Here is a 14404-nt window from a genome sequence, read left to right as displayed (position 1 = left end):
TGTTTTCTGCCATTAACGGTCATTCCTCCTTTCTCGGTCATACTTAAGACTCCTATTGATTCGGTCCTTCGGTTAGCATGTCCATGTTTCCATGTCCATATCCCTACTATGTGTATATTCCGACCGAGAAGACCAGTCTCCACGGTCGATTAGCCCATCCCTAACGGATGGATAGCCCACCTGTCACGGTGGAATAGCCCACCATTCACGGAAAGGAGCCCAGCGATAGTTCGTTTTTCCTATAATGATACCGGCACACATTATGTGTGACTATTATTTAAGGAGGACGATGATCATGGTAGATTATCGCGAAATCCTGAGGCTTTTGAGCCTCAAGTACAACTACACCCAGATCGCCGCGGCGGTCCATAGTTCCCGCCACACGGTGCGGGATGTCAGCAGTCTCGCTAAGGAGAAAGGCATCTGCTGGCCTCTCGGAGAGGAACTGAGCAACCAAAAGCTCTATGAACTGCTCTATCCGGAACGGCTTAAGAAAGCCCAGGTCTACATGGAGCCGGATTGCCCCTACATCCATGAAGAACTGGCAAAAAAAGGTGTCAACCTTACCCTGCTTCATGAAGAGTATAAGGTTAAATGCGCCGGTGCTGGACGCGTCCCCTATCAGTACACCCAGTTCTGCGAGATCTATCGCAGCTGGGCCAGGAAATCCAAGGCAACTATGAGGATCAACCATAAGCCAGGCGATACCATGGAAGTTGATTGGGCAGGCGGAACGCTCCCGATCACAGATCCTGTAACAGGATCCACTAATCCGGCGTATCTGTTTGTAGCGGTGCTCCCATGCAGCTGTTATGCCTACGCAGAACTTTGCAGCGACATGCAGTCTGAAAGCTGGCTGCTCTGCCACGTACATGCCTATGAATACTTTGGTGGTGTCACGAGGCTCCTGATCCCTGACAATTTAAAAACCGGCGTAACACGGAATACCAGACTGGATACGGTTATCAACCGCAGCTATGCAGAGCTTGCCGATCACTATGGTACAGCTGTTGTACCCACCAGGGTAAGGGCTCCCAGAGACAAATCTCATGCGGAAGGAACCGTCTCCTACGCATCTACATGGATTCTTGCCGCGCTGCGCAATGAAACATTTTTCTCCCTTGCCGATGCGAAAGCGGCGGTAAAGGAAAAACTGGAAAAGCTGAATGGCTACCCCTTTAAAAAGCGGGAAGGAAACCGCCGTGAAGCCTATCTTCAGGAAGAAAAAACGTTTATGCAGCCGCTTCCCGCCAATCCGTATGAACCGTCCATCTGGTCAGAACAAACGGTCCTTCTCGATTATACTGTGACAGACGGGATAAACAAATATTCCGTCCCGTATGATCTGATCGGCGAGATGGTCAGCGTTCGCGTGACTCATGACACAGTAGAGATCTTCTTCAACGGAAACCGGATAGCGGGACACCCAAGAGATCGGCGACGCAGACGTGACCCGATCGTGATTCCCTCACATATGCCTGAAAATCACAGGCAATACCTGGCTTACACGAAAGAAGATTTCGAAACATGGGCTTCCGGCATCGGTCCAAACACAAAAAAGGTGGTGCGTTTCTTTCTGGAGTCAGGAAAGGCTCCGGAGCAGGGATTCAAATCCTGCGTAAGCCTCAAAAAGTATGCTGAACGTTATAAAAAAGAACGCATCGAGGAAGCCTGCCGGCAACTCCTGGGATTCAGCGGAGAACCATCTATTCGCGGAATAAGTATCCTTCTGAAATCACCTGTTTCAAAGAAAACTACTGGCGTCCCGTCATCAACGCCTTCCTCATCCAGACACAGCCGCGGAATCACCCGCGGCGCGGATCAGTTTCGGAAGGGAGGCGATGAACAATGATCAATCTTGAGACCGTAAAAACGCTGCGTGCTCTTCGTCTACCCGGTATGGCCAGAGAACTGGAATCACAGCTCGAAGACCCCCAGCGTTATAAAGATCTGTCATTCGAAGACCGGCTTGCCCTTATGGTCGATGCGGAAGGCCTGTCCCGGCGCCAGAATACAATCACGCGCCGCATCCGGGAAGCGAGGCTCAGCGAATCCACAGCAAGCGTGGAATCGATTGAATATCATGAGGACCGGGAACTTGATAAAGGTCTGATTACAAAACTGGCAACCTGCTCATACATTCAGGAGAACCATCATGTCATTCTGAAGGGCGCCACTGGAGCAGGCAAGTCCTACATCGCAAATGCACTTGGCGTTGCAGCTTGTCGGAAGCTTTATAAGGTGCGCTATATAAGACTTCCGGATCTGTTGAATGAGTTTACGGTTGCCAAGGCAATGAACACGCAGAACAAGGTCAAAACCGCTTATGCAAAGTTTGACCTGCTGATTATAGACGAATGGCTCCTGCGGCCACTCTCGGAAGCAGAGTCATATGATCTGTTGGAGATCCTCGAAGTCTGCAGCAAGAAAGGAGCGATGATCTTCTGCACTCAGTATGATACCGATGAATGGTACTACCGTATCGATTGTGACCGGCCTGAAGGCGACGACAGCGCCGTTGCTGAGGCGATTCTGGACCGGATCATCCATAACAAGTATGCGATCAATGTTAAGGGCCGTATTTCCATGCGAAAGAGGCACGCTTTTGCCGGATCGGAGGAAAGTGAGGTGAGTATCAATGGCTGATATAACCTCCACTGATCTTCTCGACGAAGTGGATTGTTCTGATTCCTGCGAGGTGGTCCTTGCACTATGTGAACTGGTTGATAAGCTGATCGCAGACATTCAGTCTCTCGAACTGGAATGTATCAGTACCCGGTATCTCCTAAGTGAGCGCATGGACAGAGAAGCCGGTGAACTTCTACGGATGGATATCTTATCCCACCTGGCACCAAGGCATGCCGGCGATCCCGGCTATGAGCTGTATAAGGCGCTAATGTATGCCAACGGTGATCCCATGGAGTTTCGCGATTATCTTGTCAAGGTACAAACGGCCTGCAAAGGGGAATGGCCCTGCTGGCACTGATACGATAATAACTTATTGGCTGCCCGCCCGTTCGAGCGATGTGCTTACACGGGCGGCGCCGCCTCAGAGATATCTTTAAGTAACCGCCGGCGCTGCGCGGATGGAAACATTTGTAATTACTAATCCGCCCGCCGGCCATACCGGGCTCTGCTCCGTGACAACTGGGCTGATCTGCCGTTAATGGTGGGCTAATTAGCCGTGAAGAGCGGACTAATCACGCGAAATATACACTATGACCTCCGCTGACTTCTGCATGTTCAGCACCGCCTCGTTACCTTGTACGGTGGTTACTCCTTTCAGAGCGTTTCACGCAGACCTCCCTAGGTACCACACGTTTCTTCCTCTCCATCCATCTGCCTCATTTATCATGCATGATTCCGTGTAGTTATTGGGCTTCGACTTGTGCAGCAGCCTTACCCTCATGCATAACCTCGTATAAGATTTCTGTACGTCAGACCGGAGATTTGCCCGTGGGATAGTATGTTCCCCACATCCGGCTTCCTTCAGATTCCGTCTCACGGCGGACACCCTTGCCTTCGGCTATATCCTTCCCACTACCGGGCGGATTCGGGACTTGAACCCGTTGGAAACGTGCGCCGCTAGGTAAGTGGTAAATAATCGGTACACTAGTGCCCAGTTCCTGATTTTGGGATAATAAGGTAGTAACGAACCTTGCGAAAACTGCCAAAAGTCGGCAGATTTTTCACAGTTTTCGCCACTTTCACAATGACAAGGAGGCGAATTACCTATGGATCCTGAAATCATGAAAGTTCGTGATCAGCAATGGGCTGCTTTGATTCAAGACCGGTTACAGAGCGGCCTTACTGTTGAAGTCTGGTGCCGACAGCAGAATATCGGAAAGTATGCATATTATTACCATCTGAGAAAGCTACGCCATCAGGCACTTGCCACAATCAATGAAACAGATTCTGAAAAAGAGCGAAGTCTTCCTTCCGCCGTAATCAAAGATGGAAGTGCATGTTTCGCCGCTGTTCCTGACAACATCGAAAACTGCCATCCGATAAGTAATGAATGCACTGCTCTTCGGGTCACCTTAAATGATCTGGTGATCGAGGTAAGCAATGATGCATCAGATGGAATCCTTTCTCTCGTTCGTGAGGTAATGATACATGCTTCGCAACACGAATGAGTTTAAAAAGGTGTACATTAAATGTGGATATACAGACCTTCGTTTTGGAATCGACGGCCTCGCGAAATTGGTACAGTTCCAGTTCGGCATGGATCCGTTTGAAGATGGCACCCTGTTCCTTTTCTGTGGTCGCCGGAGCGACCGTATCAAAGGACTTGTCTGGGAAGGTGATGGATACCTACTCCTTTACAAGCGTATCGAGAACGGGCACTTCCAGTGGCCAAGGAATTCGCAGGAAGTCGAGCAAATGACAAGTCAGGAATTCCACAAGCTTATGGAAGGATTTCGTGTCATCGAAAAATCCTCGATCCGACCGTGCACAAGCACGACCGTCAGCTGACCCTTTTGTGCAAAACAGAGATTTTTCTACTGTGAACAACAGCGAAAAAAGCCTCTGTTTTTAATAAATACAAGCTCTTGGGCGATGCGTTTTCAGCGTACTGCTCATGGCTGGCCGGAGCCTGACAGCCCTATATGAGGCGGCAGGAACCATCTCCGGGGGGATGAACATCCCGGACAAAAGCAACTTAACGTACCTTTTTCTTCGTGATTATGACGAATCCGAAAATAGCAGAAAATGGCGTATTTACGCGGTTTCTGCTATACTTTTCTGTATAAAGAACACAGAAAAGGAGACCCCGTCATGGCTGTTCAGTCATTCACAGAAGAAGAACTTCAGAACCTTGACAAACAAACACTGATCAAACTGTTTCTGACGACGAGTCTCTCTTCTCAGCAGATAATCTTGCAACAGACAAAGCAGATCGAGCTGCTGAATAACAACATCAAGACCCTTACTGCTCAGCTCGACGTTTTCAAAAAGTACCTGTTTGGCCGCCGTACGGAGACTGGAATGACCGATGCCGGTACGAATCAGTACTCCTTTAAGGTTAATGCCCTGAATGAGCTCGAAGTTACGATTGATGAATCTACGGATCATAACGAACCGGAAATCGAAAAGATTGTACCGAAAGCTTATACCCGCAAGAAACCCAAAGGAAAACGGGCAAGTGATCTCTCAGACATTGAGAAGGTCCGCATTAACGATGAACTTCCAGAAGAAGAACTGATGAAGATCTTCCCTGATGGCAAGTGGACAGCATTTGAGAGTTACACATACTCCCGACTGCATTACATTCCTGCATCGTTCAAGGTGTATGAACATCATGTCATGGCATACAAGGGAACCGACAACAAGATCGTAAAGGCTCCGCAGAAGGAGCCCGGACTGCTTCGGAACAGTGTAGCCACGCCTTCTATAGTTGCTGCAATCATGAATTACAAGTTTGTAAACGCTGTTCCGATTCACAGAGCACAGCAGGAACTCGAGCGGATGGATGTATTCCTCTCCAGTCAGGACATGTGCTACTGGGTCAACAAGTGCGCTGACTTGTACATCACCCGACTGTATCATGTACTCAAAAAGAAACTTTTCGGGTACCACGTGATCCATGCCGATGAAACCCCCGTCGAAGTTCGGAAGGACGGTCGGGCCGCAGGAGCAAAGAGCTATATGTGGGTCTACCGATCCGGAGCTCTGGAGGAGCATCCCTTCGTCCTATATGAATACGACAAGACGAGGAAAACGGATCATCCCCGGGCGTTCCTGAAGGATTATCACGGCACGGTAGTAACCGACGGTCTGGCTGATTACCACCTGCTGGATAAGGAGCGCGATGATCTCACCTTCGCGGGGTGCTGGATCCACATTAGAAGAGGCTTTGCCGAAGATGTGGAAAATCTCAGGAAACAGCAGAAAAAGTCGAAGGATGAATCTGCACCATCGGTCGAAGAATCGAATTCCTATAAGGCATTACTGATGATCGATACGATGGCTAAATACGAACGAGAGTTTGCATCACTTACTCCGGAAGAACGTGTCAAAGCACGGCAGAAGAAAACTGCCCCTATGGTGGACGTCTTTTTCACGTGGCTGAAGACTGCCTCAGAGCAGACACTTCCGAAATCCCTGAGCGGCAAAGCCATCCAGTATGCCCTTAATGAAGAAAAATACCTTCGTATCTTCCTTACGGATGGTTATGTTCCGATGGACAATAACGCGGCGGAGCGAGGTATCCGCAGCTTCACAATCGGACGGAAGAACTGGTATCTCATAGACACCATCCACGGGGCGAAGTCCAGCGCGATATTGTACAGCATCGCCGAAACGGCAAAAGTGAATCACCTAAAGCCGTATGAGTATTTCAAGTATCTCTTGGAGGAGATCCCGAAGCATGGGGCGCTGGAAAATGATTCCTTCATAGAGGATCTGCTGCCTTGGTCCGAGAAGCTTCCGGATCACATACGGAAAAGCGATCCGCCGAAGTCAAAGCCATCGAAAAAATGATCAATGTTTGTTCATGAGGTCGTTCCGAAAGGAGCGGCCTTAACTTTGTCAAAGTACCGATTATTTACCACTTACGCCGCTAGGCGCACCGCAAAAAGGCACTCCCTCTCAGATTGATTCTGAAAAGGAGTGCCTTGAAGGTTTTTTGCCTATGATTTTCCCCGGATCAATACAGCTTGGCACCTGCCGGGATATGGTTGTCAACCATCAGAAGATGAAGTTCTTCGTCTTCGCTGTCCTTCTTGTTGTTCACAGCGGAGAGAAGCATTCCGCAGGAGTCGATGCCCATCATCTTTCTCGGCGGGAGATTGGTGATGGCGATCAAGGTCTTTCCGACCAGCTCTTCCGGCTCATAATAAGCATGAATTCCAGAAAGAATGATACGGTCAGTGCCGGTTCCATCGTCCAGGACGAACTTCAGAAGCTTCTTGGACTTCGGAACAGCTGAGCATTCTTTTACCTTCACCGCCCGGAAATCGGACTTGCTGAAGGTGTCGAAATCGACCTGCTCCTCAAAGAGCGGCTCAATCTTCACGTTTGAGAAATCGATGCTGTCGTTCGGTGTGAAGAATCCGCTCCTGTCTTCAGAAGTGGCCTTCTCTCCGGCTGCTTCTCCATCGGCATCTTCTCCGCTCTCTGCCTTCACAGATGATGAAGAAGCTCCGTTTTCAGGCGAAGCAGCAGAGGTTCCACTGCGGAGTGTCGGGAATCCATTTCAAATATTTTTTAGATGATCTGTTTCCACTTGTTATCGCAGGTTTCGTCCCGGTGCTGCCTGAAATCGACTGTCTGCCTCAAACATATTGTAATAAAGGAGTGATACGAATGGAGCTTGACACCTTTACGAATTTACAAGGTTCTCAAACGCGAGGTGTTATACATAGCGGCAGTAGGGGGCTTGACACCTTTACGAATTTACAAGGTTCTCAAACTTTGCTGCCGGCAATTACACACAGATAAAAGCTTGACACCTTTACGAATTTACAAAGTTCTCAAACTCCGGTGCAACGCTATAAAACTTTGAAAAAGCTTGACACCTTTACGAATTTACAAGGTTCTCAAACTTCAACCTCGCTGAGTTCCTGTCCGAGCATGCTTGACACCTTTACGAATTTACAAGGTTCTCAAACGTTGCCACCGCAATACGGAGCGCGTTAACGCTTGACACCTTTACGAATTTACAAGGTTCTCAAACCCTAATGACCGTGGTTTCCATTGGTTCATCGCTTGACACCTTTACGAATTTACAAGGTTCTCAAACGAGGATATCTCTACTAAGATCGAACATTAGCTTGACACCTTTACGAATTTACAAGGTTCTCAAACCATCAGCAGGAACAATGTCCCTTTTCTTTGCTTGACACCTTTACGAATTTACAAGGTTCTCAAACTCAGATGGGACAGAGATCCCATTGATTATCGCTTGACACCTTTACGAATTTACAAGGTTCTCAAACTTAGATGATAGCGAGATCGCTACAATATGCGCTTGACACCTTTACGAATTTACAAGGTTCTCAAACTGTAATCTGTGCTGACCATTCCTGTAACCGGCTTGACACCTTTACGAATTTACAAGGTTCTCAAACTGCCGTGGGCGACAGTGTATTCTGAGATTGGCTTGACACCTTTACGAATTTACAAGGTTCTCAAACCTCAAATGGTCTTCACCGAACCTCCTCTGCCTGGTTTGCAGCATAAATTCAAAGGTTTTTCTGAATCAAGCACATGTCCTTATCAATAATATAGCGCTTATCACCTGTTCTGTCCATAGGTTCCGTTCCCTCAATAAGAAGCAGATATACCTTATGATTTACACAGCTTTCCACTAATTCACAGTATTCATCATTCGAAAGAAAACTTCCTAAATTCATAAAAACCATTACCGGAAGAAAAAGTAAATCTGAGCAGACCCTCACTTCCATCAAAAGTTTCTCTATGAGAGAAAGTCCCTCTTCCTCTATTCTTAAATCAAACAACTTGTATAAATCTTCGTCTTTAAAGTCAATATCATAGATTAGTCCATCAAACCGTACAGCTCCTAGAATTCTATCAAAATATTGAATTACCGCTGTTAACAACTCGCTCCGTTCTTGAGGTAACTCCATTGCTGCACAGCTTATTGTTTTATATAGTTTCCCGATAATTTTCCGATTATTCAGAATATCCTCGAAAGGATTCAGCTGTAAAAATATATTTTTTTCCAATGACAGCAGTTGATTCCCTTCAGATAAAATCACATCATCTCCTTCCGAATTCATCTGGCTCAGAATCGCCGATATCATTTTTTGAAGATGCTGAGGATTCTCAATAACAAGTGTAACCGGTCGCAATTCATCTAACTGCAAATCCACATTACAGGGCGAATAAATCCATCTCATAGAATTATGAGCCTCCTATCATCAGTAATGATTTCCGATGCCGCCTCACCTACTACATATTCCATCTTCGAATACTCTTTTTCCGTGACTCTCAAGACCTGAACCAAGCCACTCTTCGGCTTATTCTTCTTGATATTGGATAGCATGGTTTCAGCCGCTGTTGAATTTTGTGCAAGTTTGCAATAGATACTCTCCTGTAGCATCAAGTATCCATTCTTAACCAGAAATTTACGAAATGCTCTATATTCTTTTCGGTCTTCTGCAGTATCTATCGGAAGATCGAACATTACCAGAACTCTCATATATCTATAGCTCATTTTGATAAAACCGAATTAATGACTCATCTTTATCCTCTAATGCATCGAATACACTATGTGTATAAATTTTAACAGCATTTCCAATATATTCTTTCCTACCATTGATTGAAACTTCCTGCTCTAAAAGAGCTAACATCTGATGTTTCTCATCTGTTTCAAATTTGTCCGGCTGATGAGTGATGACACATTCATCAACCAAAGGTCGGAATGGTTCCATTAAATCCGATGCCAAATTAAATGGATTAAACATATTATCATGAAAGAGCCCTAATTGCGTAAGATAACCATTGGCGACAATCTCCCGGGTAAAAAGAGACAAGATAAGGCTATATCCATAATTCAAAGCTGCATTAATTGGTGAGTCCTGAGCTCGAGTGAATTTTTTCCCAAACAGTGCATTGAAATACACTTTAGCTGCATGTCCCTCGCGATTTGTAGTATCACCCAAAGTCATCTCAGCCAGATATCCTTGCAATTTATCTCCTTCCGACAATTTATGACGTAGTAAAACTTCAGATTGCTTGCGAATCTTTTCCGAAACAATTTCTGTCCAGACGGCACTCTTAATATCCTCAGACCATTGGATCTGACTACGAACTTTTGCACTGGTATCATGGCTTCCGTAATATGGCATCAACTCCGCACAGGGATTCCTTCTTTGATCGCAGAACACAACTTTCACCTTGTTTCGGACCAGTTCTGCTAAAAGATAGCCTGTCATAGCAACCGCTGTGTTCTCAATCATAAGAAGCTCTATTTCATTAATAAAGATTCTCTTGGTCTCTTCACCCCGGACTACGAGATATCCATTCTCGTAGTCCAGTTTTGCATTGTGTGAGACCACAACAGTCCGCCAACTCATAGCGTAAGCAGATCTGTTTTCTGCTCAAAAAGACCTGTCACGGATTGAGAAATTAATTCACAGCTTTTTAACCCTGTAAGCTTCTTGTTAATCAAAGATTTTCCGGAATGCTTTGATTCACCAATCATAGTTAAATCTGCTTCATTGACTCTACCTGATAATTTCATGATTTCCTGAAGAACGCTTACTTGCTGATCTAACGAAAGGTTTTCAAAAGCAGGCTGACTTTTCTGCAATTTTTCACCAACCGGGTTAGGTCTTTTACAAAAAATTCCGGTCGTATGCTTTTGCTTTAAGAACTCATAGAACCTGATATTATCTTCCCTAGTAATACCAATTTCATCTCCTTCGATCTTTTTAGCAATTCTGGCAGCATCCAATCGAATCTGTTCATCTGTCAGGTTCATATCAGCTACCTTTTTCATTTTCTTTGCGTATCGAGCCAACTTATTCCCAAGTTTCAATTCTTCCGCATTTACCATAACAAGCCGATTCCCTGATTTTCCACTCAGATAACAGTCGAAGCCATTAATCCGTAGTTTGGAGTAGATTTTAATCCTGTTCAAACAGATTCTTGGTTTTACTAAGCCAAGACTATTTTCTGCGTATGTTAATAAGTCCTTATCATCTTTGATTTTCGGAGCAATATAAACCGGCATTGCTTCAATGGTACGAATTCGCTTTTTTCTTGCTTCATGCTCTACAAGGAAAAAGTAGGACGTAGCGATATTCGTGACTCCACCATACCGGTCAACATCTGAAAGCCTCTGATCCCCTGTCTTTATCGGCAGATAGGCTCCATCTGCCTTGCTCTTTTTAGCCATTTCCGCAGAATCAATCGTCTGGTGAGCAATGCCGCCTTTCGCACAATAATTCATATAGGTCACAAGCGGGGTCTGCTTCTCCATCACTGCTTTTACGGTTGCAATAGATTGATTTTTCCCCACATCCCATGCAAGAATTCCATTTCTTTCTACCGTATGCTCGAAGATCTTACCTGCTCCAAGGTTATAGCTGTATTTCTTAGCGTTCTGCCTCCATTCCTTCACAAAACTTGCTGGTGAAGATGTAAATTTCGTGTGATAAACATTTCCTACGACAATATTCAGATAGGCATCACCAGCATGATGAAAGTCATTGACTTCCCGGCACTTATACAAGGAGAACTTATTCCGAAAATCCGATACATTTCCAGCTTTGGAATAGATTACCCTTGTTTCATCAGAAGGCATTAATTCCTCAAGAAGATGCGTAATCGTCTTTACAGCCTGACTGGTTTCTACAATCTGCCTGTTGATAAACTCCGCACGCTCTGCATCTGTAAAGTCCGTAGATCTTGTAAGCCTCTGGAATTTTGTCTGAGTGATCAATCCTTTATCCAAAAGCATTTTCCAGTATGAGATCTGCCTCTCGCGGATACTGTTCTCAATCGGGTAATGATCTTTCTTATGAGTATTCTCTGTTTTCTCCACAAGAACAAGATTATTGTCCAGGCTGTCATCTTTTACAAAATGGCGAGGATAAATATGATCCAGATCGTATTTCGTATTATTCGTCAGAAGCTCATGGAGGTCGATCGGTTTTCCTGTATACATACTCCTTCCCATCTGCGTAAAGTACAGATATAACTTCTTGTTTCTAAAATCAGCCTCCGAGAACTTCTCCAACTCTTCACTCCATTCAAAGTTTTCATCTTGAATTTTCTTGTAAAGATCGGAAAACTTCTTCTTTCTGCTGGTCGTACGTTTCTTCTCACCATCACCTCGTGTCATCTCCACAAATACTCTCGAAGGAGCATGTCCCATGACCTTTATGATTTCTCTAAGGATTAAAATTGTTTGCCAAACCATCCGTTTGACCGGTGCCGAGAGATATCTTCCCTCCAGATCCTCCAGCTCGATTGACATCAGATCTTTTTGAATATCGTTATCAAGAGACTCTAATTCTTTAAGGAAAGTAAAATCCGATGATAGTAACTCCATCAGATTATAGGAATCTTCTTCCATCCAGCGAAGAATGGATTTTACCTCTCCGGTATGAGTATTTGCACCTTCCATATGCAGAAAAGCTGATGATAGCCGTCCCCATCCAGAAAATTTCATTCCAAGCACACGATTCAATGCTTCTTCCGATAACTGCTCTGTTGAATAATACTCACGGATCTTTTCGCGCAGGAAGTTCTTAGAATCAGCATATACCGTAGACCAACGGATAATGTCCTCTGCCATCTGTTCCTGTGAATAAGTCAGCTTATCCGTTTTCAATACCTCGCAAAAATGATGATATGTAGCTAACGAATTTTGAAATTTTTCATCCGCCATGCCAGAGATAACAACATCATCCGCTTTTGTTTTCCCATTTGACAGGTTATGGGACACAAGGAAGCTTTGAAGTCCTTTCTTCGTTACTCTTCTTCCCTTCGCAAATAGTTCATCAAAGATGATCTTCTTTGCCTTTGCATCAGGTTTTCTTCCATCAATTCGTATATTGTTAAACTCATTCAATAATGCAAACCGTGCATACATTAAAGACTGGCGTGGTAACACCTGTTCCCCACGAAGATAGGTGCAATGACCAATCAGATGATTCATAAATTCTTCAGATGACTTCTTCTTGTCAATCTTCTGGTCAAAATTCCATGGATAAACACGACCGGGTTCTTTTCTTACAGACCATGCATGATTCTTTCCATCATTGTAAACAGGGCCAACATAATAAGGTATCCGAAAAGAAAAAGTCATCATTATTTTTTCTTCCGGTGAAAATCCACTTTCATCTTTCACTGACAGAAATGGAAATTTGCTTTCCGCATTTTTCAGTATTGCCTTTAATTCAGCCTCATACACCTGATAAGGAATTACTCCATTATCGTTTGTTCTGATCTTGGGCAGAAAGGTTCCCTTCTCCATATCATCGAAAACCAAGCTGACTTCCGGGATATTTTTTACCGAATCAAGATCATTTTGTATGGTTTTATAAAGTTCTCCAATACTACTCTTCCCCTTTCTTCTTATCGCAGAACCATTCTTCGGTGTCTTATATTTGACAGACCCTACATACGCACTATAGTTTTTCAGCTTATCTTCCATCTTCCGGAACATGGTATGGTATTTTTCCGGTGCGTATTCCTTATAAATCTTTTTCAGCGTTTTCAAATCTTCCTGGTGCTTATTGTAGATATCTACTCTCGCCTCAGAAATGTATCGATAACCTTTCATGATATCGGAAAGCAGTCCAAAATCATGGATTTTCTTTATTGCCAATAAAACCTCATATTCTTCCGGGAACAGAATTTCTTCGGCTTTTTGCATGGATTCTTCCAAATTTCCATCCTGGAAAGAGAAAGAGAGCTTTCCCTCTTCTTCATCATATTCCCTTGGAAATGCAGCGCTTACTTTTCCTTTTCTTCCACACATCCACTTCAAAAATTCTTGCTGAGGTTTTTGCTTTTTGGTAATATCAAGCAGCTCTGAGAGCTTTTCACTCTTTTCCATCATGGAATACGATTTGGATGACAGGATCTCCATCAAGTTCGACGACAGATCCTCTTTCCACTCCGGTATCGAGATGTCGATCTGGCTGTCATCCTGACGAGCGTCTTTAGCCTCTTCGATGGCTTCCCATAAATCACGGTACAAAGGACCGAATTCTTGCATAGAGTCTACATTCAGATTTGGATTCAAAAAATTGCCACGGTATTTATAGATGCTGTGAAGCCCCAGATATAGCAGTCGTATATCGTAAACATCTAATGTTTCGATCAGATATTTTCTTAGATGATATACGGTTGGAAAGTGTGCATAATACTCTCTGTCTGTATAATGATCATCTGCAAATAATGCATATGGCTGATGCTCTGTTTTATCTTCCTCAAAGAATTTACTATCCGCCAGGCGCTGTAAGAAACCCGGATCGACTTTGTTCAGCTCATCAGAAAAGATCTCATTCAAGATCCCGATTCTTAGTTTACGTCTTTGCAAACGTCTCCTGGCAGTTCGATGACTTCTCCGATCTGCTGCCGTCTGCGCTTCCGGAAAGAGACGAACACCCCACAGATCTTTTCCTTTCGCCCGGAGCAAATGATAACTTGGGTCTGTTACTGCAAACCCAACAGAGTTGGTTCCCATATCAAGTCCTACATAGTAATCTCCAGAATACATTTTGTCCCCTTCCTATTCATCTAACCTACTTTTCCCTACAATTGCTTGTTATGGCAGAAAGCAATATGACACCCATACAAAAATCATAATTGTCAAGCATAAATGAAAATGTCTCGAAAAAACTTTAACATGAGCCCCGGTTTTCAGGGGCTTTTATTTAATATCCGTGTTAACACTCTAATCATGCACTTTTTAGATCTT

10 protein-coding genes, 1 pseudogene and 1 CRISPR repeat array are annotated in these 14404 nt (G+C 44.6%); of the genes and pseudogenes, 6 read left to right on the top strand and 5 right to left on the bottom strand.

The window, feature by feature from the left end:
• Positions 1–295 precede the first annotated feature (295 nt).
• The 6 genes from istA to tnpC all read left to right on the top strand — a co-directional run bounded on the left by istA (position 296) and on the right by tnpC (position 6483).
• The gene (istA, locus tag ACTNDI_RS13555) at positions 296–1852 is read left to right on the top strand and encodes an IS21 family transposase (RefSeq protein WP_441101495.1); all 1557 of its coding nucleotides are present in this window, start codon (positions 296–298) and stop codon (positions 1850–1852) included.
• A complete protein-coding gene (locus ACTNDI_RS13550) occupies positions 1849–2646 on the top strand; it encodes an ATP-binding protein (RefSeq protein WP_441101494.1) in 798 nt (265 codons plus the stop codon). Before istA ends, ACTNDI_RS13550 begins: the two co-directional genes overlap by 4 nt.
• Positions 2639–2986 (top strand): hypothetical protein, encoded by a 348-nt coding sequence (locus ACTNDI_RS13545; protein ID WP_441101493.1) that lies wholly within the window; start codon positions 2639–2641, stop codon positions 2984–2986. The genes ACTNDI_RS13550 and ACTNDI_RS13545 overlap by 8 nt, the downstream gene beginning before the upstream one ends.
• Positions 2987–3734: 748 nt before the next feature.
• Positions 3735–4136 carry an IS66 family insertion sequence element accessory protein TnpA gene (gene tnpA, locus ACTNDI_RS13540; protein WP_441101492.1) on the top strand — a complete coding sequence of 134 codons (402 nt, stop codon included), beginning with the start codon at positions 3735–3737 and terminating at the stop codon, positions 4134–4136.
• A gap of 10 nt (positions 4137–4146) precedes the next feature.
• Entirely contained in the window at positions 4147–4476 is a 330-nt protein-coding gene (gene tnpB / locus ACTNDI_RS13535) for an IS66 family insertion sequence element accessory protein TnpB (RefSeq protein WP_441101491.1), read from the top strand.
• Between the two features lie 303 nt (positions 4477–4779).
• Entirely contained in the window at positions 4780–6483 is a 1704-nt protein-coding gene (gene tnpC, locus ACTNDI_RS13530) for an IS66 family transposase (RefSeq protein ID WP_441101490.1), read from the top strand.
• A gap of 166 nt (positions 6484–6649) precedes the next feature.
• Here the strand turns inward: tnpC and ACTNDI_RS13525 are convergent.
• The 5 genes and pseudogenes from ACTNDI_RS13525 to cas9 form a co-directional block, all read right to left on the bottom strand.
• Positions 6650–7060: pseudogene (locus ACTNDI_RS13525) on the bottom strand (lysine--tRNA ligase); the annotation flags it as partial.
• 253 nt (positions 7061–7313) lie between these two features.
• Positions 7314–8138: direct repeats of the CRISPR family, unit length 36 nt; unit sequence GCTTGACACCTTTACGAATTTACAAGGTTCTCAAAC.
• Between the two features lie 48 nt (positions 8139–8186).
• Positions 8187–8864: a type II-A CRISPR-associated protein Csn2 gene (gene csn2, locus ACTNDI_RS13520; RefSeq protein WP_441101489.1), complete on the bottom strand. Its 678-nt coding sequence runs from the start codon at positions 8862–8864 to the stop codon at positions 8187–8189.
• Positions 8861–9166 carry a CRISPR-associated endonuclease Cas2 gene (gene cas2, locus ACTNDI_RS13515; RefSeq protein WP_441101488.1) on the bottom strand — a complete coding sequence of 102 codons (306 nt, stop codon included), beginning with the start codon at positions 9164–9166 and terminating at the stop codon, positions 8861–8863. Before cas2 ends, csn2 begins: the two co-directional genes overlap by 4 nt.
• A 4-nt stretch (positions 9167–9170) precedes the next feature.
• Positions 9171–10043 (bottom strand): type II CRISPR-associated endonuclease Cas1, encoded by an 873-nt coding sequence (cas1, locus tag ACTNDI_RS13510; protein WP_441101487.1) that lies wholly within the window; start codon positions 10041–10043, stop codon positions 9171–9173.
• Positions 10040–14203 carry a type II CRISPR RNA-guided endonuclease Cas9 gene (gene cas9, locus ACTNDI_RS13505; RefSeq protein ID WP_441101486.1) on the bottom strand — a complete coding sequence of 1388 codons (4164 nt, stop codon included), beginning with the start codon at positions 14201–14203 and terminating at the stop codon, positions 10040–10042. Before cas9 ends, cas1 begins: the two co-directional genes overlap by 4 nt.
• Between the last annotated feature and the right edge of the window lie 201 nt (positions 14204–14404).

It is taken from the genome of Bilifractor sp. HCP3S3_D3, assembly GCF_052063915.1.
Classification (GTDB): Bacteria; Bacillota; Clostridia; order Lachnospirales; family Lachnospiraceae; genus Bilifractor.
Note: the sequence above shows the minus strand (reverse complement) of the source record. Positions and strands in the feature narration are given on the sequence as shown.